This is a genomic window from Stutzerimonas stutzeri (assembly GCF_019090095.1).
Lineage (GTDB): Bacteria > Pseudomonadota > Gammaproteobacteria > Pseudomonadales > Pseudomonadaceae > Stutzerimonas > Stutzerimonas stutzeri_AN.
Genome location: NZ_JAGQFP010000001.1, coordinates 1,842,575 through 1,868,753, shown reverse-complemented (window position 1 = coordinate 1,868,753; position 26,179 = coordinate 1,842,575). Strand labels below are relative to the sequence as shown.

General features: G+C 62.9%; 21 protein-coding genes and 1 tRNA gene. 12 read left to right on the top strand and 10 right to left on the bottom strand.

Features of this window, described 5'->3' with window-relative positions:
- Positions 1–81 precede the first annotated feature (81 nt).
- Positions 82–966, top strand: a complete 885-nt coding sequence (locus KVO92_RS08115) for an AraC family transcriptional regulator (RefSeq protein ID WP_217475084.1) — start codon at positions 82–84, stop codon at positions 964–966.
- A 676-nt stretch (positions 967–1,642) separates the two neighbouring features.
- Here KVO92_RS08115 and KVO92_RS08110 read toward each other — a convergent pair.
- The 7 genes from KVO92_RS08110 to KVO92_RS08080 all read right to left on the bottom strand — a co-directional run bounded on the left by KVO92_RS08110 (position 1,643) and on the right by KVO92_RS08080 (position 6,122).
- Positions 1,643–1,996: a DUF7079 family protein gene (locus tag KVO92_RS08110; protein WP_217475083.1), complete on the bottom strand. Its 354-nt coding sequence runs from the start codon at positions 1,994–1,996 to the stop codon at positions 1,643–1,645.
- Positions 1,993–2,775, bottom strand: coding sequence for a hypothetical protein (locus KVO92_RS08105; RefSeq protein ID WP_217475082.1), 783 nt, complete (start codon positions 2,773–2,775; stop codon positions 1,993–1,995). The genes KVO92_RS08110 and KVO92_RS08105 overlap by 4 nt, the downstream gene beginning before the upstream one ends.
- Entirely contained in the window at positions 2,772–3,329 is a 558-nt protein-coding gene (locus tag KVO92_RS08100) for a PAAR domain-containing protein (RefSeq protein ID WP_217475081.1), read from the bottom strand. The genes KVO92_RS08105 and KVO92_RS08100 overlap by 4 nt, the downstream gene beginning before the upstream one ends.
- A gap of 244 nt (positions 3,330–3,573) precedes the next feature.
- Complete coding sequence (locus KVO92_RS08095) at positions 3,574–3,792, bottom strand: hypothetical protein (RefSeq protein WP_217475080.1); 219 nt, start codon at positions 3,790–3,792, stop codon at positions 3,574–3,576.
- A 77-nt stretch (positions 3,793–3,869) separates the two neighbouring features.
- Positions 3,870–3,946: transfer RNA gene (locus KVO92_RS08090), tRNA-Met, on the bottom strand.
- Positions 3,947–4,063: 117 nt separating this feature from the next.
- Positions 4,064–4,864 (bottom strand): 2,5-didehydrogluconate reductase DkgB, encoded by an 801-nt coding sequence (gene dkgB, locus KVO92_RS08085; RefSeq protein WP_217475079.1) that lies wholly within the window; start codon positions 4,862–4,864, stop codon positions 4,064–4,066.
- Positions 4,865–4,898: 34 nt separating this feature from the next.
- Positions 4,899–6,122: an MFS transporter gene (locus KVO92_RS08080; protein ID WP_254621310.1), complete on the bottom strand. Its 1,224-nt coding sequence runs from the start codon at positions 6,120–6,122 to the stop codon at positions 4,899–4,901.
- Positions 6,123–6,223: 101 nt separating this feature from the next.
- On the opposite strand from KVO92_RS08080, the gene KVO92_RS08075 reads away from it, so the two are divergent.
- The 9 genes from KVO92_RS08075 to KVO92_RS08035 all read left to right on the top strand — a co-directional run bounded on the left by KVO92_RS08075 (position 6,224) and on the right by KVO92_RS08035 (position 15,604).
- On the top strand, positions 6,224–7,126 hold the full coding sequence (locus tag KVO92_RS08075; protein ID WP_217475078.1) for a LysR substrate-binding domain-containing protein: 903 nt from the start codon (positions 6,224–6,226) through the stop codon (positions 7,124–7,126).
- Positions 7,127–7,221: 95 nt separating this feature from the next.
- A complete protein-coding gene (locus tag KVO92_RS08070) occupies positions 7,222–7,416 on the top strand; it encodes a hypothetical protein (RefSeq protein WP_217475077.1) in 195 nt (64 codons plus the stop codon).
- A gap of 281 nt (positions 7,417–7,697) precedes the next feature.
- Positions 7,698–8,813 (top strand): metallophosphoesterase, encoded by a 1,116-nt coding sequence (locus tag KVO92_RS08065; RefSeq protein WP_217475076.1) that lies wholly within the window; start codon positions 7,698–7,700, stop codon positions 8,811–8,813.
- Positions 8,814–9,039: 226 nt separating this feature from the next.
- Positions 9,040–9,828: an efflux RND transporter periplasmic adaptor subunit gene (locus KVO92_RS08060; protein WP_217475075.1), complete on the top strand. Its 789-nt coding sequence runs from the start codon at positions 9,040–9,042 to the stop codon at positions 9,826–9,828.
- Positions 9,825–11,144, top strand: a complete 1,320-nt coding sequence (locus KVO92_RS08055; RefSeq protein ID WP_217475074.1) for an efflux RND transporter periplasmic adaptor subunit — start codon at positions 9,825–9,827, stop codon at positions 11,142–11,144. The genes KVO92_RS08060 and KVO92_RS08055 overlap by 4 nt, the downstream gene beginning before the upstream one ends.
- Complete coding sequence (locus KVO92_RS08050) at positions 11,145–13,244, top strand: biotin/lipoyl-binding protein (protein ID WP_217475073.1); 2,100 nt, start codon at positions 11,145–11,147, stop codon at positions 13,242–13,244. It begins immediately after the preceding gene.
- A gap of 53 nt (positions 13,245–13,297) precedes the next feature.
- Positions 13,298–14,098: an aspartyl/asparaginyl beta-hydroxylase domain-containing protein gene (locus KVO92_RS08045; protein ID WP_217475072.1), complete on the top strand. Its 801-nt coding sequence runs from the start codon at positions 13,298–13,300 to the stop codon at positions 14,096–14,098.
- Positions 14,086–15,078 carry a sulfotransferase family protein gene (locus KVO92_RS08040; RefSeq protein ID WP_217475071.1) on the top strand — a complete coding sequence of 331 codons (993 nt, stop codon included), beginning with the start codon at positions 14,086–14,088 and terminating at the stop codon, positions 15,076–15,078. Before KVO92_RS08045 ends, KVO92_RS08040 begins: the two co-directional genes overlap by 13 nt.
- Positions 15,079–15,100: 22 nt before the next feature.
- The gene (locus KVO92_RS08035; RefSeq protein ID WP_217475070.1) at positions 15,101–15,604 is read left to right on the top strand and encodes a GNAT family N-acetyltransferase; all 504 of its coding nucleotides are present in this window, start codon (positions 15,101–15,103) and stop codon (positions 15,602–15,604) included.
- Here the strand turns inward: KVO92_RS08035 and KVO92_RS08030 are convergent.
- The 3 genes from KVO92_RS08030 to cysC form a co-directional block, all read right to left on the bottom strand.
- A complete protein-coding gene (locus tag KVO92_RS08030) occupies positions 15,597–15,917 on the bottom strand; it encodes a DUF6916 family protein (RefSeq protein WP_217475069.1) in 321 nt (106 codons plus the stop codon). The genes KVO92_RS08035 and KVO92_RS08030 overlap by 8 nt on opposite strands.
- Before the next feature lie 231 nt (positions 15,918–16,148).
- Positions 16,149–16,697, bottom strand: coding sequence for a phage tail protein (locus KVO92_RS08025; RefSeq protein ID WP_045163371.1), 549 nt, complete (start codon positions 16,695–16,697; stop codon positions 16,149–16,151).
- 214 nt (positions 16,698–16,911) lie between these two features.
- Entirely contained in the window at positions 16,912–17,565 is a 654-nt protein-coding gene (gene cysC / locus KVO92_RS08020; RefSeq protein ID WP_217475068.1) for an adenylyl-sulfate kinase, read from the bottom strand.
- 157 nt (positions 17,566–17,722) lie between these two features.
- On the opposite strand from cysC, the gene KVO92_RS08015 reads away from it, so the two are divergent.
- Positions 17,723–18,559, top strand: a complete 837-nt coding sequence (locus KVO92_RS08015) for a sulfotransferase family protein (RefSeq protein WP_217475067.1) — start codon at positions 17,723–17,725, stop codon at positions 18,557–18,559.
- Between the two features lie 177 nt (positions 18,560–18,736).
- Positions 18,737–26,158, top strand: a complete 7,422-nt coding sequence (locus KVO92_RS08010; protein WP_217475066.1) for a DUF4347 domain-containing protein — start codon at positions 18,737–18,739, stop codon at positions 26,156–26,158.
- The last annotated feature ends 21 nt before the right edge of the window (positions 26,159–26,179 follow it).

Here is a 26,179-nt window from a genome sequence, read left to right as displayed (position 1 = left end):
GGAGCGCTGGATTCATCCGTTTTCTAGCCTGATCATCCAGAATCAACTTACGTCGCTCAGTCCTTGTGGCAGGATCAGGATATGGCCGAGACGCTACTTGAAATTGTTCGCCGCCATACCGAAGGCGCGTGTGCACGTGACGGTGTTGCATCTACCGCTTGCGGGCTTATTGCTATTCGCAAAACCGCGACTACATCGTTGGAGCATACGCTGCCACGGCCGCTGTTGTGCCTGGTGCTGCAGGGCAGCAAGCGAGTTTTCATTGGTAGCCAACAGCTGGATTACGCTGCTGGCGACTCCATGCTGATCACTGCCAACCAGCCAATGGTCAGCCAGATCATGCAGGCGAGTCCGAGCACGCCTTATCTGTCGCTCGCACTTGATCTGGACCTTTGCATAATCGCCGATCTGGTGCTGGAAATGCAGGCGCAGGCGTTAAGCGTCAAACCTCATGAACATACTTCAACATACCAGCAAGTCGCCGACACAGCGTTGCGTTTGATGCAGCTGCTTGACCGTCCGGCCGCATTGGCCCTGCTACATCAGCAATTGCTGCGCGAAATCCACTACTGGCTACTCACGGGTATACACGGCGCAGCGATACGCCAACTCGGCACGCCTGACAGTCATGTTCATCGCATAGCCCGCTCCGTTGCGGTACTGCGAGCCGAGTACGCCAACGCGCTGCCGGCCGAACGGCTGGCTGCCGTAGCGGGTATGAGCCGCTCTTCGTTTCACCAACATTTCAGGGCGGTCACTTCACTCACACCGCTGCAGTTCCAGAAGCAATTACGACTGATCGAGGCGCGGCGCTTGATCGTGTCTGAAGGCAGGTCATCCAGTAGCGCAGCGTTCGAGGTTGGTTATGAAGGTGCTTCACACTTTGCAAGAGACTACCTACGCATGTTTGGCATATTGCCTGGCAAGGATCGGCTAGAAACCAGCAGACCGCGTCGCCAAAAATAACGCCAATGGTCGCTAGATACAGGAACGACGCCTCCACCATCTGCCGCTTTTGCCGATGAGCCAGGCCAGCACTCAATGGCCACAAAAAGTCAGCAAGCACTATTCAGAATGCTTTCTTCCGCGCCAGGGCTACAGCCTATCGTGGCGGCTTCATTTGATGATTACGAAGCGGTTTTTAAAGAGTCTACGGACGGTGTCAAATTTAAATATATTCACCTTGGTGAAAAATGCATAACACCTAGCAAACCGACTACAACCGAGTAAAACGAAATTGACTGGCCAGCGATGCTCGCCTAAATCGTAGTAGGTTCGTACTTTCCTGGCTTCCTGACCAAAAAGGACAGGTTTATCTACGGGTCTAATGTCGTCCGCTTTTGGCCCAGGCTGTGTAAAAACTCCGACACGCTATCGAAGTTCGCGCTCGTGCTTAAATTCTGAAAAAGATCGGCTGGTGTGTAGACCTAGAATTTACGGAGCGACGCGTTTTTCTGCTCGTTTTTTAGTCACCGCGTCGGAGCCCGAGGTTTTTACACAGCCTCGGCCGGAAGCAGCCAGGTGCTCTTGTGATCACCTCGTTGGGTTAGCGGTGAAAGCCTTCAGGGGCGAGACGGCCTGGGGCGGCTCGATGCGCAGCGCGTCAGTGCTGTCATACAGACCTAAGCTAGTCTTCTGCACATCATGTCCTTTCCAGTTCTCGCTCGATTCGACTCCACTCCCCACGAAGTCGAAAACGCAGGTAGGCGACCAGAACATGGTCGCGCATGCGGCGTAACCTGGAAGCCCGACGAGCCTGCAGGTTGCTGTCGATGGTATCGGCAAGCCAGGTACTGTCAAATGCCGTCCATATGGGGGGGATGGGCGCCTGCAGGTTAGAGTGACAGACTGGCGCCACCTCCTCGAAGAAGGCTGCCTTTACCGCAGTACGGTCGTATCCTGCCAGCTGTCGCGCTATTGCTGGATAGTCGATATCGTTGTCGACGAAGGCGTCCGACAGCGCCGACCATAACCGAACGCGGTCGTCGTGAGTCAAAACACTTCCCACTTAGAGAACTCCTCGAGTTCGTCATCCAGGGCGTCGGCAGCTAGGCTGCCTGCAATCCCGCCAGCCGCACTGCCTGCCAACACCATGGCAATGGCACAGAAAGGAGCGCCTGGGCCGCAGACGAGCGAGACGCCAAGGCCTGCGAGAAACCCGCCAGCAGCGCCGCCGCCGATGATCATGCCTTGGCGTGCAGTCTCCTTTACCTTGTTGTCGGCATTGAGAATTTCGTAGGTAGCAAATGCCGCAGTGACCAAAATGCCTACTTTGCCCATGATGCGGAGGCGATCCGAGCCCTTTGTGAACTTGGCGTTGTCGCGGCCGGAAGATTCAATCACTTCATAGTGAATCTGCCGCTTCTGCTCGATCGTGAGCGTCTCGTAGGGTTTACTGAACTTGCTGGTGGCGTACTTTTCGAACAGTCGAGGGAGGGTTAATGGCGTTTTTTTGTGCTGCTGTGCCTTGGCGAGCCCGGTAACCGAAGTAATCTTGCGGTGCTCCACCATAATCTTGTTGCGCATCTCGTGGCAGAACCCGACCCCTACCTGGCTGCTTATCCTGCCGGCTGCCACGTCCGCCCGTACCTGGGCGGACATCCGCTTGATATTGGCGGCGTAGCTGGCGCGTGTCTGTGCGTCGCTGATGGCATCAAGCGAAAACCTTGTCGCCGCGCCTTCCATGCTTGCGAGAGCCTCGTCGAGTGGCGAGCGGGGCAGGGTATGTCTGCTCTGCGTCTGGTATTGGCCAAGCACCTCAATGCTCCCGGTCATTCTTGGCTAATCCCCATGATGATGGCGAGCAGCTTGTCCGTTACGCTGGGCTGCTCGCCAACCTCTGGTACGGGAATCTCAATACGGGTACAGATTGATCCCGAGGGATTGCTAAAGACCACTCGGTTGTCGCTTCCGAAGGCGCCATCAAGGCTAGATCCGTCATCGAAGTGGGCTACGCACCTCCAGCCGGTGTAACGCTCGGTTGCCGGAATCTGGAAGCCGATCCACTTGTCCGTCGCCAGAAATGACGGAGCGGTGAAGGGCGCCGTGATAACCGCATCGCCGATCAACACGTCTCCCGATCCGCCGATTACGACTCCGCCATGGCTCAACGTGCTGTCCAGCATCGCGGCATTCTTACCGTTGATAAATACGGTGGAGGAGAAAGCGCCGGATATGGTTTGGCCGCAGCCAGCAACATCTCCTAGACGCGCAGCGGGGAGGTTATTGAACAGCACATCCGGGGAGCCGGACTCGATGGCCGGTGTGCCATGTCCGGGGATCGGGCAGGAGGTTGGGTCGCTCAGGCGAGCGGCGGGTTTGCCTGACATGAGAGTCCTTCTCATAGTTCGTCCGGAAATGGATCAGTTGGATCACGGCAGGCCACTGTAGCGGACGGATTAGAGCGTTGCGGTGATCTTCATCGCGCATCGGCTATCAAGGCCAGCCCCATTGAGCTGCTATTCACCATGGAGTTGGAAGCCTGAATCGCATGGTTTTGTAGATGCTCATGACCGCTTGTGGCCGAGAGCTGCCCGTTGAGCAGCCCGTTCCAACCGCGGCATAGATTGATTGCTACTTGCCCGCCCACGGCGCAACGATCTGCACATCCCCAACCAGCAGATGCGCCACCACCATCCAGACCACCACACCAATCAACCCCAACGACAGATGCCCGACCACGATGCCGATGGCGATCTGTTTCCAGAGCCCGGCATGCTGGTTGGCTTGGGTAGCGGCGGGGCGGTAGGGCGTTTCGCGCTCGGCGCGGATGTTGTCGAAGTCGTCTCTCATGGTGCGCTCTCGGTGCGGTTGGCTAAACGGCGGGCACAAAAAAAGGGTTCAGCTTTCGCTGAACCCTTTCTTGAATTTGGTGGCTACGCAGGGACTTGAACCCCGGACCCCAGCATTATGAATGCTATGCTCTAACCAACTGAGCTACGTAGCCAAGTGGCGCGCATTATTCGCGTCGCGCGGTTGTGTGTCAACCCTCCTGATGCGCTTTTTCTACCTGCTTTTTCAAATGCTTATGCCGCCGGTCCGACGACAGCCGGTGCGCTGTCGCTCAATCCCATTTTGGCGCGAATCCGGGGTTGGCCAGGCGCTCGTTGCGGTCCAGCGTGGCGATCTGGTGCATCTCCGCATCAGTCAGTCGCAGCGCTTGTGCTTTGAGGTTGGCGGCGAGGTTTTCGCGCTTGGTGGAGGAGGGGATTACGGCGAAGCCCTGTTGCAGCAGCCAGGCAAGGGCGACCTGTGCAGGGCTGGCGTTGTGGGCTTCGGCGATGCGTTGCAGCACCTCGTCCTGCATCACCTTGCCGTAGGCGAGCGGCATATACGCAGTGATGTGGATGCCGTGGCGGCGGGCAAACTCGATGACCTTGCGGTTCTGCAGGAAGGGATGCACCTCGACCTGATTGGTGGCGATGTGCTCGGCGCCGATGGCGTCGATGGCCTGTTGCATATGGCTGATGGCGAAGTTGGAGATGCCGATGGCGCGGGTCAGGCCTCGCTGCTTGGCGTCCATCATCCGGGCCAGGTAATCGGCGACTGCCAATTCATCGTTGGGCGAGGGCCAATGCACGAGGGTGAGGTCCACCTGTTTCATGCGCAGTTTGCTCAGGCTTTCTTCCAGGCTGGGAATCAGGCGGTCGGCGCCGAGATTGCTGGTCCAGACCTTGGTGGTCACGAACAGTTCGTCACGCGGGACGCCGCTCTCGGCAATGGCCTGACCGACTTCCGCTTCGTTGTCGTAGATCTGCGCGGTGTCGATGTGGCGATAGCCGAGCTCGAGGCCCATCTTCACCGAGTCGATGACTTGCTGATCCTTGAGGCGAAAGGTGCCGAGGCCGAATGCGGGGATGGTCATTAAGGGTTCTCCTTTGGGGTTCTCTAGGGTGAGTTCAATGCGAGGCAGTAAGTACCGGCTCGTGGGTGTGGGTGCCTGGGGTATGGGCTGGTGCTTTACCGGCGTTGCGATCCAGCTGGCCGCTCCAGTAGGTGAGCGCCAGGGCGACCAGCACCACCAGCGAGCCGATCCAGGCGGTATGGATGAGACCCATGGAAGCGACGATATGTCCGCCGAGCCATGCGCCCCCGGCAATGCCAAGGTTGAAGGCAGCGATGTTCAGGCCCGAGGCGACGTCCACCGCCTTCGGCGTGTAGTGCTCGGCCTGGCGCACCACGTAGACCTGCAAGCCGGGCACGTTGCCGAAGGCCACGGCGCCCCAGAGCAGCACGGTGGCCAGTGCCAACCAGGGATTACCGGCGGTGAAGGTGAGGGCGAACAGCACGACCGCCAGGAGCGTGAAGATCAGCTTGAGCGCGCCGATCGGCCCGCGGCGGTCGGCCAGTTTGCCGCCCCAGATGTTGCCCACGGCCACCGAGACACCATAAACGAGCAGAACCAGGCTCACCGCGCCTTCACCGAAGCCGCTGATCTCTTGCAGGATCGGCGCAAGAAAGGTGAACGCGATAAAGGTGCCGCCGTAGCCGATCGCGGTCATGGCGTAGACCAGGAGCAGGCGGGGCTGCTTCAGTACGGCCAGCTGCTGGACGAGGGAAGCGGGTTTGCTGTGCTGAATGTTGCGCGGCACGAAGAGCAGGCTGCCAATAAAGGCGATCACGCCGAGCAGCGACACCGCGAGAAAGGTCTCCCGCCAGCCGAACTGTTGGCCAATGAAGGTGCCGAGCGGTACGCCGGTGACCAGCGCGACAGTGAGCCCGGTAAACATGATGGCAATGGCGCTCGCGGCTTTCTCCTTCGAGACCAGGCTGGTGGCGATGGTCGAGCCGATGGAGAAGAACACGCCATGGGCGAGGCCGGTGACGATGCGCGCCAGTATCAATGACTCGTACCCCGGCGCCTGCCAGGCCAACAAGTTGCCGGTGGTGAACAGCACCATCAACGACAGCAGCAACAACTTGCGCGGGACCTTGCCGGTCAGCGCGGTGAGCAACGGGGCGCCGACCGCAACGCCCAGCGCGTAGAGGCTGACCAGCAGCCCGGCCGAGGGCAGGCTGACCCCGAGGTCTCCCGCAATGGTTGGGATGAGGCCGACGATGACGAACTCCGTCGTGCCGATGGCGAATGCGCTGAGGGTCAGCGCGAGCAAAGCGATGGGCATGGGATGAAACTCCGGTTGGATTGCATGGCGCGCAGTGTCTACCGCAGACTCATGCGGAAAAACCGGGTCTCAGGCCAAACATAATTGACTGCGAGTCACAGATGAAAACCACGCTCGACGAATTGCAGGCCTTCACGGCCGTCATCGATACCGGCTCAATCTCCAGTGCGGCGATACAGCTGGGGCAGACGGCCTCTGGCGTCAGCCGGGCCCTGAGCCGGCTCGAAACCAAGCTCGCGACCACGCTGTTGCGCCGCACGACTCGGCGCCTGGAACTGACGGAGGAGGGGGCGGCCTTTCTGATTCAGGCCAGGCGGATTCTCGAAGCGGTGGAAGAGGCCGAAGAGCAGATGTCGCGCCGGCTGCAGCGCCCAGCCGGGCGGCTGCGGGTGAATGCGTCCGCGCCTTTCATGTTGCATGTGCTGGTGCCGCTGATTGGCGGCTTCCGCGAGCGCTACCCGGACATCGAGCTGGAACTGCACAGCAGCGACCAGATCATCGATCTGCTCGAGCACCGTACCGACCTGGCGCTGCGCCACGGGCCGCTGCGCGATTCCACCCTTCATGCAAGGCCGCTGGGGCGCAGCCGGATTCGGGCCGTGGCCAGCCCGGACTATCTGGCGCAGCGCGGCATGCCGCAGCAGGTCGAGGACCTGGCGATGCACAGCCTGATCGGCTTCACCCAGCCGGAGAGCCTCAATCATTGGCCACTGCGCCATCCGCTGGGCGAGAGCTGGCCCATCGTGCCGAGCCTGTGGGCATCGAGCGGCGAGACTGTGCGCCATCTGGCGCTGGCCGGGCAGGGCATCGCCTGTCTGTCGGACCTCATGACCGCACGCGATCGCGCCGAGGGGACGCTGGTCGAGGTGCTGGCCGCGGCGAATACCGAGGTGCTGCAGCCGATCCACGCGGTGTACTACCGCAACACTGCGCTGGCCGCGCGCATCACCTGTTTTCTCGACTACCTGAGCGAGTGTCTGAGCGAGCAGACCTGGGTGCGCTAGGCGGGCGGGCGCGCTAAACCGGCAAGGGACGACCGGGGCGAACCATGCCCGCCGCGGCCTGCCTAACCAACTGGCACACCTGCGAGGAGGTCCCCATGCTCAGTACAACCCTACCCAGTGATCCGCCGCTGTATCCCTGGTTGGCAGACGAATCCCCGCTGAACGACCTGGATGACGCCGAAAGCGATACCGAGCTGGACGACGGCGATACGCTGCCCGACGAGGTGCTCGAAAATCTGGAGAAGGAGCCACCGCCCCCGGATCCGATACCCGACCCTGGCGTGATGTAGCGGCCAGTACGCGTCGGCTGCACGGCGGCCGACGCGCTCGACCTGTTGCTACTGTCGAAGACATCTTGTAACCGCATCCCGGAATGACTGCTCGTGGAGGCGTCAAGCGTGCAGTGGATATGAGTCAAGCCGCTGCAGCGTCGGCTGGTTTGTGTGCCATCATCGCGGCGCACCAACGCTCCACCCGGTGCCGTCACCTGCATACCCTGCGCGCCCCTCGCCATCGTGGTTGACCGGGCAGTGCACGGGTTTTTCCCTTTCTGAAAAAAGAGACGTCGTGCATGAACAGGCGCTTACTGGCCGGGCTGCTGTTGATCGGCCTGCATGTGTTCGTTGGCATAACGCTGATACCCGCGCTTGCGCTCGGCCCACTTGGCAGTGCGCTGGCCTGGGCCTATCTGGTGCTGTCGGCTGTGCTGATGCGCTATGGCGTGCTGGTGCGAGGCGCGGGTAATGCGCTGCTGGCGTGGTCCGGCTTGCTGGCCATGGGGATCTTTTCCAGCCTGGCGGTGTTCTCGCTGCTGCGTGCATTTGCGTTGGTCGTGGCGTCGTTGCTGGGCTGGGAGTCGGCAGCGGTGACGCGGGGGTCGGCGCTGGCGGTTGTCGCCGCCGTGCTGGCGGTGACGCTGTTCGGGCTGATCAATGCACGCAGAACCGCTCGGCTGGTCGAGCGCGTTATCGCCGTGCGAGCGCTGCCGGCCGGCCTGGACGGATTCAGCATCGTGCAGCTCAGCGATATCCACGTCGGCCCGACGATCAAGCAGGGCTATATCGATGCGATCACCCGACGGGTCAACGGCCTCTCGCCGGATCTGATCGTGATCACGGGCGACCTGGTGGACGGCAGCGTCGCCGAGCTGGCTGATGACATCGCCCCGCTTGGCCGCCTGAGTTCGGTTCATGGCACCTACGTGGTCACTGGCAACCACGAGTATTACTCCGGTGCCGATAGCTGGATCGCCGAGTTCGAGCGGTTGGGCATGCAAGTGTTGCTCAACCGCCATGTCCTGCTCGAGCATGGTGACGCCCGGCTGGTACTGGCAGGCATCGCCGACTACTCGGCTGAACTGTTCCGGCCGAGCCATCGAAGCGACCCAGCCGCCGCGTTCGCCGGCGCGCCCGTCGACGTGCCGCGCATCCTGCTGGCGCACCAGCCACGTTCGGCAACGGCGGCAGTGGAGGTGGGCTGCGACCTGCAACTGTCGGGGCATACGCACGGCGGCCAGTTCTGGCCCTGGATGCATTTCGTGCGCTGGCAGCAACCGTGGGTGGCCGGGCTGCAGCGCCTCGGCGACATGCAGATCTACATCAGTCGCGGCACCGGCTATTGGGGACCGCCGCTGCGCTTCGGCGCACCGTCGGAGATCACGCGGATTCGTCTGGTCAGGGCCACCTAGCTATCTCCCGGCGCCCTGCGAGCCGGGGTCGCCTGGCCTGCGGCTTGCGCCATAGCGGGTCGTTGCCTCAGCTTCTTTATTGCGCGCGAGCTTTACTCGCGCGCCGAGCGGTTCGCTGCTGCTCGTGCGCGATGCCATGGGACGATCGCGCCTGCTCGGCTTTGGCCGATTCTTTCAGGCGCGCTTCTGGCTTAGACTGCCTCGACCACCATGCAAGGAGTGCACTATGCGGCGCAAGTCAGTGCGTTTTCGCCGTTCCCTACTGACGCTGGTCGTGCTGGCCTGCGCTACGTCATTGCGGGCCGAAGAGCCGTTGCTGTCGACAGATATCGATGCGCCCGCGATCGCGGCTGAACGCCAGGCACGCGGAGTGCTGCGCGCGCGCGATCAGGCGGTGTTGGCCAGTGAACTGGCGGGGCGGATCATCGAGATGCCCTTTGCCGAGGGGCAGCCATTTCACAAAGGTGACGTGCTGGTGCGTTTCGACTGTAGCGCCTACCAGGCGCAGCTCAACGCCATGCAGGCCGCGGCGCGGGCGGCGAGCGAGGAGCTGGCGCACAAGAAGCAACTGGCAGCGCTGAATTCGGTCGGTCGCTTCGAGGTCAGTCTGGCCGAGGCACGCCGAGCACAGGCCGAGGCCGAGGCGCAGGTCTATCGCGTCCAGGTCAAGCGTTGCAGCGTCGCGGCGCCGTTCGACGGCCAGGTGGTGCAGCGTCGCGTGCAGCCCCACGAAAGCGTGGCCAGCGGGACGCCGATGTTGGAAGTCGTGGATAACCGCACGCTGGAAATCCATCTGCTGGTGCCGTCGCGCTGGCTGGCCACGCTCAAACCCGGGCAGCGTTTCATCTTCGTCCCGGATGAGACCGGGAAGCCGTTGCAGGCCGAGGTCAAGCGCCTGGGGGCACGCATCGATGAGGGCAGCCAGACATTGCTGCTGATCGCGGCGTTGCCTGCGGATGCCAGCGGTCTGTTGGCGGGAATGAGCGGTAGCGCGCAGTTCGAGGGGGCGCCATGACGGCTGCTCAGCAACACCCGACCGAGCGGCTATTCGCCGAATTTCTCAGCCTTGAGCGGCAGGCCCGTGCGGCGCGTGATATCGATGGCCTGGCCTACGCCCTGGTCAACGACGCCCAAGCGTTGTTCGGCTACCGCCATGCGGCATTGCTGATCGCCGGGCGAGTACGGGCGCTGACGGCGGTCAGCGTGGTCGAGCCTCATGCGCCCTTCGTCGCCTTTGTCGAGAACGCCACCGGCCAGTTGCTCGCCCAGGGGCGCCTGGACAAACCGCAAGTGGTAACCGCCGACACGTTGAATGCGCAGGTTCAGTCCGACTGGCGAAGCCTGTCGGCGGAGGCGGTGTTCTGGTTGCCCCTGGTCGACCATCAGCAAAAGCCCTACGGCGGCTTGTGGATTGCCCGCGAGCGGCCCTGGAGCGGCGCGGAACAGGCGCTGCTGGTGCAGCTCGGCGATTGTTACAGCCATGCCTGGCAATCGCTGCAACCACGCAAGCCCTGGCGGCTGCGCTGGCCGCGGCGCAAGGTCGCGATGGCGGTGGCGGCGGTTCTGGCGCTGTTGCTGCTACCGGTGCGCCAGTCCGTACTGGCGCCGGCCGAAGTGGTGCCCCTCGACGGTCAGGTGGTCGCCGCGCCGCTCGATGGCGTGATCGCCGAGTTTCTGGTCAAACCCAATCAGGCGGTGAAGCAGGGCGACGTACTGGTGCGTTTCGATGCCACCAGCATCAAGGCGCAGGCGGACGTCGCCGAGCGCAGCTTGCAGGTTGCCGAGGCAGAGTTGCGTGCCAATGCGCAGCGGGCATTCAGCGACGCCGAGTCGGGGGCGCGCATCGATCTGTTCACCGCCCGCGTGGCGCAGAAACGCGCCGAGCGCGACTATGCCCGCGAGCTGCTGGCACGCACCGAGGTCAAGGCCGAGCGCGACGGCATCGCGGTATTCGCCGATGCCCAGCGTTGGACCGGTTTGCCGGTGCAGACCGGCGAACGGCTGATGGTGGTGGCCGATCCAAAGCAGGCCGAGCTTCGTATCGATCTGGCCGTGGCGGATGTGCTGGCCTTCGAGCCGGGCGGTGAGGTTGCCTTGTTTCTCGACAGCGATCCCCTGCACCGGCATAGCGCCCGGCTGCAGCGCCTGGCCTATGAGCCGCAGGCCGTAGCCGGCGGCCACCTGGCCTATCGTCTGGACGCCGAATTCGAGCGGGCGCCACCGCGCATTGGCCTGCGCGGCACGGCGAAGTTGTATGGAGAGCGGGGCCCGTTGGCCCTCTATCTGCTGCGCCGACCATTGGCGGCGTTGCGCCAGACAGTGGGGCTGTAGATGCAGTTACCGGCGTTGCGTCCCGATCTGCAATTGTCCACGGCCGCTCCGGCGCGCGACGGTGCGCCGCAATGGACCTTGGCCGACCCGCTGCGCGGGCGTTACTTCAAACTGGGCGCTAGTGCGATGCGGCTGTTGCGCCATTGGACGCTGGGCGACGCCGGGCAAGTATTGCGTGCCGCCAACCTCGATGCTGGCGAACCCCTGGACGCGTCGGACTTGGAGGAAATGCTGCGCTTCCTGCGTGGCCATGACCTGATCGTCGCTCAGGATGCCGAGCAGCGCGGCAGCTTTGCGTCGAAGGCGGCGTCGCAGCGTCAGGGCTTCTGGAAAAGCCTGCTGCACCAATACCTGTTCTTTCGTATTCCGCTGTGGCGACCGGATGCCTTTCTCGACCGGACCTGGCCCTGGCTCAGGCGTTACGGCCCAGGTCTGTTGCGCTATGGTCTTCCCGTGTTGCTGGCCTTCGGGGTGTTCCTGGTTGCGCGCGACTGGCAGCGGTTCATCGCCACCTTTCCGCATCTGTTCAGCCTGGGCGGCGCGCTGGCCTTCGGCGTAGCGCTGGTGTTCGCCAAACTCTGCCACGAGTTCGGCCATGCCTATATGGCCAAGCGCGCCGGATGTCGCGTGCAGAGCATGGGCCTGGCGTTCATGGTGATGTTCCCGCTGTTCTACACCGATGTCAGCGATGCCTGGCGGGTCAACGATCGCCGTTCCCGGTTGCTCATCGGTGCCGGCGGTGTGCTGGCCGAGCTGCTGTTGGCCTGTGTCGCGTTGCTGGCCTGGTCATTGTTGCCGGACGGAGCGCTGCGTAGCGCTGTGTTCATGCTCGCCAGCGCCACCTGGATCACCACGGTGGCGGTCAACCTCAACCCTTTTATGCGTTTCGATGGCTATTTCCTGCTCAGCGATCTCTGGGATGTGGAGAACTTGCAGGCACGTGCGTTCGCCCTGTGCCGCTGGCGGCTGCGCGAAGCCTTTTTCGGCTACGGCGAGCCGGCGCCGGAATCCTGGCCGCCCGCGCTGCGGCGCAAGCTACTGATTTGGGGCTATGGCGCCTGGTTATGGCGGGCGGCTTTGTTCCTGGGTATCGCCCTGGCCGTGTACCACATGTTCTTCAAACTATTGGGCGTGTTCCTCATGCTGGTAGAGCTGACCTGGTTCATCGGCCTGCCGATCTGGCGCGAGCTGCAGGAGTGGTGGCGGCGACGCGCGCAGGCGCAACCGGCACGCGCGCTGCTCGTCGGAGCTGCACTGCTGGGCGTGCTGGTGGTGTTGCTGGTGCCCTGGCGGAGCACCGTGGAAATCCCTGCGATGCTCGAGGCGAGCCGGGTCAGCGCGCTGCACGCGCCGCTCCCTGCGCGGCTGAAGCAGCTCCATGTACACGACGGCCAGACGGTGCGCAGTGGCGACCTGCTGCTGGAGCTGGAGTCGCCGGATCTCGATTCGCGTCAGCAGATCGTGCGCAGCGAGATCGACATTCTGCAATTGCAGTTACGGCGTCAGGCGGGGCGTAGCGAGACGGTGGCAGACAGCGCCATCCTCGAGCAGCATCTGGCCGAAGCGGTGGCCGAATACCGTGGCTTGGCTGCGCAGCGTGAGCGTTTGCAGCTGCGCGCCTCGCACGACGGCGTGGTGCGAGACCTGCCGGCGGACTTGGCGGCGGGTCGCTGGTTGTCGCCGCAGCAAACGCTGGTGCGGGTGGTCGAGGAGCGAACGCGCTTGCGCGGCTACTTGGCCGAGGAGTCGCTATGGCGCATCGAGGCAGGCGCGCAGGGGCGGTTCATCGCCAGTGCCGATCCCTGGTTACCTGGCGTGCCGGTGCGTTTGACCGAGGTGGATGTGACCGGCTCCGCTTATCTGGATCAGCCAGCCCTGGCTTCGGATCAGGGCGGTCCCATTGCGGTGCGCCGCGATGCCCAGCAACGGCCCGAGCCGCAGCAGGCGCAATATGGCGTACGCCTGGTGCCGCGGAACGAGCGGGCGGCGCCACGGCAATCGCTGTTGGGCGTGGTGGTGCTGGAGGGGAGGGGAGAATCCATCCTGGGCGCCATTTGGCGTCGGATGGCGGCGCTGGGGGTGAGGGAAAGTGGGTTCTAGATCGGATCGGTCGGCGGCGCTGCTGCCGATACCACTCAACCAAGGAAACTGGCATGGCTGACAGCCCGCTACCGCTCTGTTCGCGCTTGTCCCTTCGCTGCGAGATGCCGCCGCTGCTCGAAGCGTTGCAGCGGATACCGGTTGATGCCTGGCAAGCGCATTTCAACAGCACCTACTATCAGGGCGACTGGAGCGGAGTGGCGTTGATCAGCCCCGAGGATGCGCCCCTGCCGCTCGCGCCTGGGCGTGGCGCCCCACGTCGCAGTGCCTGGTGGCGGGATGAGCCCGCTTGGCACGAGGTGCTCGGCCACTTTCAAGCTTCGCTGCGCAGCGCGCGCCTGCTACGCCTGGGGCCGGGGTCGGCGATCCAGGAACATTGTGACCACGATCTGGGCCTGCCCGGCAGCGATCTTCGTCTGCATATCCCGCTGCTCAGCCCAACGGGGGTCGAGTTTCTGCTCGACGGCCTGCAGGTACCGATGCGGCCAGGTGAGTGCTGGTTTCTCGATCTGTCCCGCCCGCATCGTGTGACCAACCCCAGCGACTCGCCACGCGTTCACCTGGTGCTCGACTGTTTGCCGCAGGCATGGCTGTTGCGAGCAATCGTCGAGGGCCAGGCAACCACACCCGTGCTGCAACCCAGTGCGGCGATGCAGGCATTCGCACGCTTGCGCCGAATCATCGCGCGCGATGCCGATCTGGCGCAGCGCCTGCGTACCCTGACCGACAAGGGGGAATTCATCGAGGCGACACTTAAGCTGGGGGCGGAGTTGGGGTTGGAGTTTTCTGCGGCTGACGTTCGTGCGGCGATGCGTCAGGGCAGGAGCGAGTGGGCTGCGTTATGGCGAGCCTGACGGTTGCTCCGCAGGCGGTCGACGAGATGCACGGCTGGTTGCCGATCAGGGCCTGGCCAGGCGACGGCGAATGGCGTGTCGACTGGTGCTGGTTTGGCGAGCAGCAATTGACCCAGCCGTTCTATCGCGATGAGGTGGATCTGGCGCTGCGATTGCCGTTCAATCAGGCGTTTCGTCGCGATACGCCATTGGCGGCGCTTCTCGACTGGCAGGCGGCGAGCCCGGGTCTGATGCCCACTGCGTTCGTCTTTCACGCGTCGCGCTGTGGCTCGACCCTGCTGGCGCAGATGCTGGCGCGGCTCGATACACACATCGTGCTGTCCGAACCGCCGCCGCTGGATCAGTTGCTGCGCGCGCATTACCGCAGCGAGCTGCAGGGTGCTGAGCAGCACGCGGCTGTTCGCGCCATGCTCTCGGCGCTGGGCCAGCGTCGTAATGCTCGAGCGTCACACCTGGTGGTCAAGCTGGATGCCTGGAATCTTTATGAGCTGCCGCTGCTCCGTCGCTGCTTTCCCGATACGCCCTGGTTGTTCCTCTACCGCGACCCGCTGGAAATCGCGGCCTCGCATTGGCAACAGCCGGGCATGCATATGGTGCCTGGCTTGATTGGCGAGTCGCCGCTGAACCTGGCGGGCGAACCATCGACGCCGCGCGAGGCCTTCATTGCTCGTCGCCTCGGTCGGCTCCTGCAAACCGCTGTCGATCTGCATCGTCAATATGGCGGTCTGCTACTCAATTACAACGAGCTGCCAATGGCGCTGGACGGCAGGTTGCGCACGCTGTTCGGACTCGATGCCGCTCAGGTCGCCGCGGCCCTGGCGAGCAGTGGGCAAAACGCCAAACGGCCGGAGCAGGTCTTTGTCGCGGATGGCCAGGGTAAGCGTGACGGCGCTTGTGCGTCGTTGCGTGAGGCGGTCAGTCGCTGGGCTGCGGAGCCCTATCAGGACCTCGAGGCGCTGCGTCTGCGGCAGCTGGGTTAAGCGCGCTAATAAGGAGTGTTGCATGAGCGATCTTTCATCCCTGGCGGACGGTATCGGTATGCGTCCGGCCAGGCCGAGCGATGAGCCTTTTCTACAACGCCTGTATCAATCGAGCCGGGCGGATTTGCAATGGATCGATGGCGAAGCCGAACTGATTGATACCGTGGTCGCCAACCAATATCAGGTGCAGCAAGCGGGAATGGGCGCCCATTACCCCAATGCCATGCATTTGGTTATCGAAAAAGCCGGCTCGACGATTGGCGCGGTAACGGTCGATTTCGGTCATAACGAGGTGCGCCTGATCTACCTCGCGCTGATTCCCGCCGTGCGCGGGCGGGGTTACGGGAAGATCGTCCTGCGGGGCGTACAGCGCGCGGCGCAACAAGTCGCCAGCCCGGTTGCGGTCGTGGTGTGGCGCAACAATGTGGAGGCCAGGCGGCTATATCTGGAGTTGGGCTTCCGGGTCGAGGAGACCCAGCCGGTGGCCGACCGCCTGGTCTGGTATCCCTCGGTTGCGCTCAGTTGAACAGAATCTGGAAATAGTGCTGCGTGGGGTCACGATCCAGCGCCGCTTCGCGCAACACCATCAACTGCGAGACTCGGCCCAGTTGCGGCAGCTCTACCGTGCAGCTGCCGTCCATGAATCCGGTTGGCTGCATGGCAGTCAGCCCGACCGAGAACGGCACGCGCGTTTCCGCCGAGGCACTGGGCATGCGGGCGTTGGGCTTCAGATTGACCGAGTCTACCCGGAGCAACAGTGTTTCACCCGTATCCGCGGCGAACTCGCAGACCTGGCCTTGCAGTTGGAGAAAATGCTCCGCGCTGATGAGGTTCAGCATCTTTTTTTCCTTCAGACGTTCGGTGGTGATGGACGGCGCAAGACGCCGCGTCAGTCCATTCAGGCGAGTCAGCTCGGCCGGCTTGGCAGTCCGCCGAACGGCGTAGCCGTGAGCCGAGATGACAGAGCGGCCCCGCAACAGTGGGCTAAGCAGCGACCTGCTCGCACAGGAGCCTGTCCTAACGCCTCTCGCTTTAAGAAGGGCCGCGCAGGTCGATTTTTGACCGCCTGCTTAATTGCGCGAAGGGAATATTCCCAGAATGGCGATGCTGAAGTTCAATGCCAGGTAGGGGTTCATGATATCCACCGGCTGGCTGTTGCCGGCCAGACCAGCCTGTGCGCCACCCATGGTGACCGGCGAGGATAGGGTGTCCGACCAGATGGCTGCAGCCGCCGGGGAACCGCCGATAGAGGCGCCGAGAAATTGATTGGTCGCGCTGGGGGCGAGAGCGGGATTGGACGCCGCGCCGCCCACTTGTACCTGCACGGCGTGGGTGTGCGTAGGTAGCTGACCGCTGGTCAGCACCGTCGAGGGCGAGCCCGAGGCCTCACCGATGTTATGGAGCGGCAACCCTGGCCCCTGGCCCATGCCGATGGGCATACGCCCTTGCAGGTCGGGCAGGTTGAAGGTGGTTTGCCCGTTGCCACCATAGATGGTCCCCAGCAGCGAGAACATCGCGGTGTTTTGGGCAATCGACATGGTCTGGCCGTTACACAATGCCCAGCCGCGTGGTGCGAAGTTGAAGGCGAAGGGTTGAATGGTGCCGATAAATACTTCCATGAATCTACTCCTGGTTCTGGATGGTCACCTGCATGAAGGGCGACATCTCCCGCGGCCATCGTAGTGGCACACTGAAGCGACGCTCGGAGAGTTTTAGTTGAAATGTCGAAGAAGTAAACGTTCGGCTAAAGCCCGGTGCTTGTTACGGCGAAGCGTGCTGGGGTTGCGCGGGCCGTGCGGGATCTTCGTAGGGCTTCGCTATTGCGCTGTTCGGCTAGCCTTCGCAGATGCGCTTCGCACCGTCCCTGTCAAAACTGGCGCCATCGCGTGGCTGCATGAGCGAGCCGAGTAGTCCTTCGCTGGTCATCCACTGCAGCAGCCGCTCGACATTGTCCGCCACACTGCACTTGTCGCAATCGAGTGTCAGTGCCGGGGCTTGCGGTGGTTCATACGGGGCAGAGATGCCGGTAAAACCCGGGAGTTTCCCGGCCCTGGCCAGGGCGTAGTGGCCCTTGGGGTCGCGGTGCTCACAGTTGCGCAGCGAGGCGCAGCACCAGACCTCGCGGTAATCGGCGCCCAGCCGCTCGGCCAAGAGCTGCCGATGCCTCGCCAGTGGGGCGATCATGGCCATAACCACGATCATCCCCGCATTTACCAGCAGGGCGGCTACTTCCGCGGCGCGGCGCAGGTTCTCTTCACGCTCGTTTTCGCTGAAACCCAGGTCGCGACTGAGCCCGGCGCGCAGTTGGTCGCCATCGAGCACCAGACACTGCCCGCCATGCGCGAAAAGCCGTGCTTCCAAGGCATGGGCCAGCGTCGATTTACCGGCAGCGGGCAATCCGGTCAGCAAGATGGCGCTCCCGCGATGACCGTGACGTGCTTCGCGTTGCTGACGGTCGGGAGCGTTGGACGGTCCATCCAATGACATAGCAAAGGGTCTCGTGCTGGGGACGATGGCGGACTACCTGAAGACCGGGCAGTCGATTTATTTTTTTTCCGAGACGGAACTTATCTCTATGCGCTGGTAAGTATCAAATACCGCGGCTACGATTAGGCGATTAATGGAATAAGAAAGAGAGCAGGTAGTGCCGACGTTTCATTTCATCTCGGGTTTACCCCGGTCAGGCTCTACGCTGCTGGCCGCGCTGTTGAGGCAGAATCCGCGCTTTCATGCCGGCATGACCAGCCCCGTCGGAGCGCTGTTTTCAGGGATGCTCAATCAGTTCAGCGCCGGCAGCGAGTTCGGTCCCGTTATCACCCAGGCGCAGCGCAAGCGTTTGCTGACAGGGTTGTTCAGCAATTACTACGCCGAGCAGGCTGATAGGGGTATCGTCTTCGACACCAACCGCCAATGGTGCGCCAAGCTCCCCGCGTTGATGGATCTGTTCCCTCAGGCCAAGGTGATCGCATGCGTGCGTAATGTCGCCTGGGTGATGGATAGCATCGAGCGGCTCTATCGCGCCAATCCCTACGAACATACCAAGCTGTTCGGCGACGATGTCGAGCGCAATACCGTCTATAGCCGCGTCGATACCCTGGCCCAGCGCAACCGCCTGGTCGGGTTCGCCTGGGCGGCGTTGAAGGATGCTTATTACGGCGAGCACGCCAAGTCGTTGCTGCTGGTGGAGTACGACCTGCTGGCGGCGACGCCCGAGAAGGTGTTGCGCCTGGTCTACGATTTCCTCGGAGAGCCCTGGTTCGAGCATGACTTCGATCATATCGAGTACGACGCGCCCGAATTCGACCAAGCCCTCGGTTTGAGAGGGCTGCACAAGGTGCGGCCGAAGGTGGAAGCGGAGGCGCGCCGCACCATTCTGCCGCCCGACCTGTTCGAACAATACGCCGGGCTCGACTTCTGGAAGGACCCGCGTAGCAGTGAAGCCAATGTGATCAGGGTCGCGGAAAGCGCAAAGCATCCATAGCAAGCACGCTTGACCGGCTAAAGGTTCGGTCTGGACACCATTATTTCGAGGGACAGAATCATGTGGTGGGGTAAATCCAAGCAGGCCGAGGCACCTAAGAGCTCTCAGTCGTCCGAGTCGTCGAATGCGCATCGGCTGTCGCGCCCACATCCGCTGATGAGTGCACTCGAACCGCGCATGATGTTTGACGGAGCCATTGCCGCCACCGTGGCCAGCGATGTTCCGAGCGCCGATGACTCCGCGGACAACAGTCATGGCGATGCCACCAGCACGGTAACGAGCCAGGATGCCAGTGACAGCTCTCATGCCGGCCTGGTGCCGGATACGGATGGCGGCCGTAAGGAAATCGTCTTCGTCGACACGCGTGTGCCGGATTACCAGGCCCTGCTGCAGTCCGTTTCGCCGGATGCCGAAGTGGTGTTGCTGAGCACGGATCAGAATGGGGTGCAGCAGATCGCCGATGCCCTGGCAGGCCGTAGCGGTATCGACGCCATCCATATCATTTCCCACGGCGACGCCGGGGTGCTGTTGTTGGGTAACGCGCCACTGTTCGAAGGCAATCTCGGCGATTACAGCAGCCAACTGCAGAGCATCGGCGAGGCCCTGACCACGGATGGCGACATCCTGCTCTACGGTTGCGAAGTGGGTGCGGGCAGCGAAGGGCAGGCTTTTTTATCGCAGCTGGCCAGCATGACGGGGGCCGATATCGCTGCGTCCGATGACGGAACTGGTGGTAGCGCCAAAGGCGCAGATTGGGACTTGGAAATCACCACCGGTGACGTAGCGGCCAGTTATGCGCTGAACCTTTCCCAGCTCGACAGCTACGATCACGTACTGGTGACTACCAGCGTTAACAGCGTCGCCGGGCTCAAGGCAGCGATCGCCACGGGCAACACCGATGGCATTGATGACCTGATCACCCTCACCGGCAATATCACCTTCGCTTCAGCGGCTGACACCCTGTCGATCAACGTTACCGACGGCCATACCATGAGCATCGTCGGCGGCGGCTTCACCCTGAGCGGCAACAATCTGGCGCGCGTGCTGAGTGTCGCTACCTCGGGCGCTGGCTCTGCTGTGGCCATTGATAACCTGACGATTTCCAATGGATTGATCATCGGCAACGGTGCTAATGAAACCGCAAACGCCGTTGATAGCTTGGGTGCAGGCATCTACAACAGCGGTGTGCTGACCATCAGCAATAGCACGATCATCGGCAACAAGGCCTCGGGTGGTGGCGGCGGTGGTGGTGACGTTGGCGGTAACTATGCTGGCGGCGGCGGTGGTGGCGGTGGTTTTGGCTCTACCGCGGGCGGTACGGGCGGTGGCAGCCCAGGAACCGCCTTTGGAGCCACAGCACCCTCGGGTATTACCGGTGGTAGCGGTGCGGGTGGGTCGAGTTTTGCGGGTGGTAGAGGCGGGAACGCCAGTGGCGGTAGTGGCGGCAGTTATAGCGGAGGAGGTAACACCGCCGGTTACACGGCGGGTGGCGCGGGTGGCACCGCCAGCAATGGCAGCACCAGTATCGGCGGCGGCGGTGGTGGTATGGGAGCCTCGGCGGCTGGTGGCAGGGGAGCGGCAGCTACGGGCGGTATCTACAACACCAGCACCGGTCTCCTGACGATTACCAGTTCCACTATCACCAACAACCTTGGGGCGGGCGGTGGCGGTGGCGGCGGGGTATCCAGCTATCAGGCTGGTTATGGGCGCACCGGTAATGGCGGCAATGGTGGTGCGGGTGTCGGCGCCATCTGGAACGCCGGCGGTACGGTGCAGCTGGATAGCTCAACGGTCTCCAGCTTGTCCGGTAACGTTGGTGCTGGCGGTGCTGGCGGTGCTGCTGCCGTTTCCGGAGGCATGAACGGATCCGCAGGGACGGCGATTTCCACCATTCTCACCACGGCCGGTGGTACTACCGATACCAACTACATCCCGAACTCCCCCCCCACGGCTACCAACCTGAACCAGACCGTTACCTATACCGAGGATCCCGGTGGCAGCGTGGCGATCGGCGATATCGTGGTTAGCGATGCCGATGGGGGCGACACCATTACCGCGACGCTGACACTAAACAATACATCGGCCGGCTCCTTGACCACCGGCACCTTCGGCTCGGCCATCTCCTCCTACAACGCCGGCACTGGCGTGTGGTCGGTCACCGGCTCGGTGGCCGACGTGAACGCGGCGCTGGCAGCCGTTGCTTTCACGCCGGTGGCGAACTGGGATCAGGATGTCGCCATCGCCACGCGCATTCGCGACGCTGCCAATACCGGCCCGGCCGATGGCACCATCACGCTGGATGTCACGCCGGTGAACGACGCGCCGACCGCCACCAATCTCACCCAGAGCAAGGCCGCGACCGAAGGCGGCAGTGTGGTAGCGCTGGACGATATCGTGGTGACCGACGTGGACACCGGCGACACCATCACCGCCACGCTCACGCTGTCCGATCCCGCAGCGGGCTCGTTGTCCACCGGCACCTTCGGTTCGGCCACCTCCACCTACAACGCCGGCACGGGCGTATGGACAGTCACCGGCTCGGTGGCCGATGTGAACGCGGCGCTGGCCGCCGTGGCGCTGGCCCCTTCGGCCAACAACGACCAGAACTTCATCATCACCACGCGCATCCGCGATGCCGCCAACACCGGCCCGGCCGACGGCACCATCTCGGTAACCGTTACCGCCGTGAACGATGCACCCGTGGTCACAACGTCCGGCGGTACCAGCGCGTTCACGGAAGATGGCAGCGCCACGGTGATCGACAGCGGCCTGACGCTAAGCGATGTGGACAACACCACGTCAGCCAGTGCCACCGTGGCCATCACGGGCAGCTTCGCCAGCGGCCAAGATGTGCTCGCCTTCGTCAACGACGGCAGCACCATGGGCAACATCAGCGCCAGCTATAACGCTGGCACCGGCGTGCTGACCCTGACGTCGGCTGGCGGCACTGCCATGCTTGCTCAATGGCAGGCCGCGTTGCGCAGCGTCACCTACAGCAACAGCTCGGATACGCCCGGCACCGCCAACCGCACCATCAGCTTCACGGTCAATGACGGCAGCGATAGCAGCAATACGGCGACCAAGCAGGTCAGCGTTATCGCAGTCAACGACGCACCTGTGGCCAGCGTGCCGGCGAATATCCTCGTGACCGAGGATGCGGCCAGCGCGTTGACCGGCATCAGCTTCAGCGATACCGATGCTGGCGGTGGCACCGTCACCGCCACTTTCTCGGTGGCCAGCGGTACGCTCAGCGCAACCAGCGGCGGCGGTGTGACTGTCGGTGGCACCAGCAGCGCGCTGACCTTGACCGGCACGGTTGCCAACATCAATGCCTTCATCGCGGGTAACAACCTGGCCTTCACCACGGAGGCCAATGCTACGGCCAACGTGATCCTGACCGTGGCAATCGACGATGGCGGCAACACGGGCAGCGGCGGAGCCCAGACCGACAGCGACACCGTCACGTTGCAGGTCGCGGCGGTCAACGATGCGCCGGTCATTACTGCGCCGGTTTCCATCGGTGTGGCGGAAGATGTCAGCGCTGCCCTCACCGGCATCAGCTTCGCTGACGTCGATGCCGGCAGCAGCATTGTCGTTGGGACCTTCTCGGTGGCTTCCGGTACCCTATCGGCCAGCAGCGGATCGGGTGTGACGGTGGCGGGATCGGGCTCGGGCAGCCTGACCCTGACGGGTACCGTCGCCGATATCAATGCGTTCATTGCTGCCAGCGGGGTGAGCTTCCAGACCGCACTCAACGCCACCAGCAACGTAGTACTCACGGTGGGCATCAACGACGGTGGCAATGCTGGCAGCGGCGGGGCCCAGAGCGATTCCACCACGGTCACGCTGACGGTCACCGCGGTGAACGATTCACCGGTCAACAGTATTCCCGCAGCCCAATCGACGGACCAAGACAGCCTATTGGTCTTCTCCAGCGGTAATGGCAACCAGGTATCCATCAGCGATGTGGACGTCGGTGGTGGCATCGTTCGGGTGATGCTCACCGCTAGCAATGGCCTGATCACCCTGTCGGGTACTGCCGGGCTGAGTTTCATCACGGGCAGTGGTACTGCCAATAGCGTTATGACCTTCGAAGGGAGCGTGGCCGACATCAACCTGGCGTTGAATGGCATGGTCTTCAGCCCCACTGGCGGATACAACGGCCCGGCTTCACTGCAGATAGCGACTAATGATCTAGGGTTGTCCGGCTCGGGTGGTAACCAGACGGATACCGACACCATCGCGATCAGCGTGAACAGCCTGAACCCGGTCGTCACCTCGGTGAACGTCAGCAACCCAGATGGTGGCTACAAAATCGGTGATGTCATCACCGTGACCATGACCTTCGACCAGGCGGTTACGGTGATTACCGCCGGTGGCTCGCCGACGCTCTTGCTGGAGACCGGCGCTACTGATCGTCAGGCGACCTATGTTTCCGGTTCCGGCAGCAACACGCTGAGCTTCAGCTATACCGTGCAGGCCGAGGACTTGACCGCCGACCTCGACTATCAATCGACTGGCGCGCTGTCGCTGAACGGCGCGACCATCCGCAGTGCGACCAACGACGATGCGGTCTTGACCTTGCCAGTCACTGGCGGGGCCAGTTCGATTGCCGGTCAGCACGATATTATCGTCGACGGCGTAGCACCTACCGCCGGCTCCGTCAGTGTACCTGCCAACGGCACTTACGTAGCCGGGCAGAACCTGGACTTCATCATCAACTACAGTGAGGCGGTTTTAGTCGATACCAGCGGCGGTACGCCGCGTCTGGCTATTACCCTGGACACCGGCGGCACCGTCTACGCCAGTTATGTCTCCGGTTCGGGCACCAGCGCCTTGGTGTTCCGCTACACGGTGCAGAGCGGCCAGCTGGATAGCAACGGCATATCCGTGGGCGGCACCACGCTCGATACCAACGGTGGCACGCTGCGCGATGCGGTGGGCAATGGGGCTAGCACTACGCTCAACGGCGTCGGTTCGACCAGTGGGGTGTTGGTCGATGCGGTCACGCCGACCGTGGCGTCGGTATCGGTTCCGGCCAGTGGCGCCTACAACGCTGGCGATGTGTTGAACTTCACCGTCAATGCCAGCGAGGCCGTGCTGGTCAATACTGGCGGCGGTACTCCGCGACTGGCATTGGATATCGGCGGCGTGACCCGTTACGCGACGTACGTGTCCGGCTCCGGCAGCACGGCGCTGGTCTTCCAGTACAGCGTGCAGGCGGGCGATACCGACGGCGATGGCATCGCCGTGAGTGCTCTTGACCTCAACGGCGGAACGACCCGCGACGCAGCCGGCAATGGCCTCGATCTCACCTTGAATTCGGTAGGCGCAACCAGCGGTGTGTTGGTGGATACCACGGCGCCGATGGCCAGCGGTATCGTGCGCATCGACGCCAATCCAAGCAATGCGGGCTCGCTCAATTTCAAAGTGACCTTCGATGAAGATGTCTCCGGTGTGGATGCCTCTGACTTCAGCTTGGTGCTTGGCGGCTCGGCCGGCGGCAGCATCACCTCCGTTACACAGATTGATGGCCGGACGTATGCCGTGCTGGTCAGTGGCGTGAGCGGTACCGGCAGCATTGGGCTCGACCTCAATAACAGCGGTACCGGGATCGTTGACACTGCCGATAACGCAATCGGCGGCGGTTTGGCTGGCGAGGCTTACAGCGTTGACCGCGACGTGCCGTCGGTTGGCAGTGTATCCGTTCCGGCCAACGGCACTTACGTAGCCGGGCAGAACCTGGACTTCATCATCAACTACAGTGAGGCGGTTTTAGTCGATACCAGCGGCGGTACGCCGCGTCTGGCCATTACCCTGGACACCGGCGGCACCGTCTACGCCAGTTATGTCTCTGGTTCGGGCACCAGCGCCTTGGTGTTCCGCTACACGGTGCAGAGCGGCCAGTTGGACAGCAACGGCATATCCGTGGGCGGCACGCTCGATACCAACGGTGGCACGCTGCGCGATGCGGTAGGCAACGGGGCCGGCACTACGCTCAACGGCGTCGGTTCGACCAGTGGGGTGTTGGTCGATGCGGTCACGCCGACCGTGGCGTCGGTATCGGTTCCGGCCAGTGGCGCCTACAACGCTGGCGATGTGTTGAACTTCACCGTCAATGCCAGCGAGGCCGTGCTGGTCGATACTGGCGGCGGTACTCCGCGACTGGCATTGGATATCGGCGGCGTGACCCGTTACGCGACGTACGTGTCCGGCTCCGGCAGCACCGCGTTGGTCTTCCAGTACAGCGTGCAGGCGGGCGACACCGACGGCGATGGCATCGCCGTGAGTGCTCTGGACCTCAACGGCGGAACGACCCGAGACGCAGCCGGCAATGGTCTCGATCTCACCTTGAATGCGGTAGGCGCAACCAGCGGTGTGTTGGTGGATACCACGGCGCCGATCGCTTCGGGTTTGATACGGGTCGATACGACGCCAACCTCCGCCAACTCCGTCCGCTATACGCTGCACTTCAACGAAGCGGTGACCGGTGTCGACGCGGCCGACTTTACGCTGGTCGGCACCGGTACGGTCGCGGGGGCCGTCCAGTCAGTCGTACGGATCGATGCGCAGACCTATGAGGTGACCGTCGGGTCGATTACCGGAGACGGCACCTTGCGGCTCGACTTGAATAGCTCAGGGACCGGCATCACGGATCAGGCGGGCAACAACCTGACCTCCGGCCTCAGCGGGGAAACCTACGCGCCGGATAATACCGGCCCGGCGGTCGCTGCGGTCAGGGTGCCAAGTAATGGGACCTATCTGGCGGGGCAGACGCTTGAGTTCGCCGTTACCTTCGACGACGCGGTGGTGGTTGATGCCAACGGTGGTACGCCGCGTATCGCCATTACGCTCGATACCGGCGGGACAGTATTCGCCGAATATGTGTCGGGCTCCGGCGGCAATACCCTGATTTTCAGCTACACCGTTGCTCCGGGACAGGTCGACCTGACCGGCGTCGCGGTAGCGACGACCATTCAAAGCAACGGCGGCAGCCTCAGCGATACGCTCGGCAACGATGCCAACTTGGCCCTGGCCGGCATACCCAGCACGGCTGGCGTACAGATCAGAGCGGGTTTGGATGCGGGCGACCCGGAATTCCGCGTCGCGACGCCGTCCGCTCCGGTCATCACCCCGTCGGTTTCGTCGCCGCCACCCCTCTCGGTGCCGCCACCACCGGCGCTGATGCCGCCGCTGGTACCGCCTTCGTTATTCGAAGCACCAAGTCTGGGTGGGGGAATTCCGCCAATCGGTAACATATTTCTGCAGAACCAGGCGCTGGCGCCTAGCTATCTGGCCCAGATATTCAGTTCCTCGGCGTTCGGCGATGGGACCGGGGTCGGCTTCCTGGGGTTCGGCGGCGGTGATGGCGGCGTGTTCGGTAACAGCACATTGTCATCTGCGTTCGGCAACCTGGTCCCTCGGCAAGGGGAGGGGGACCTCTTTGGCAGAGATGGGGTAGAGATAGAGGAGAAAGGCTTTCTGGGAGCTCCAAGTCTGGGGCAGCAACTCGAAACCTTGCATGAAAACGAGCGGCAGCGCATCGATCAACTGGCCAAGGCCCTTGGCGAATGGGCTGACAAGGTTCCCGCGGCCTGAATCAACCGATTACAAGAACAC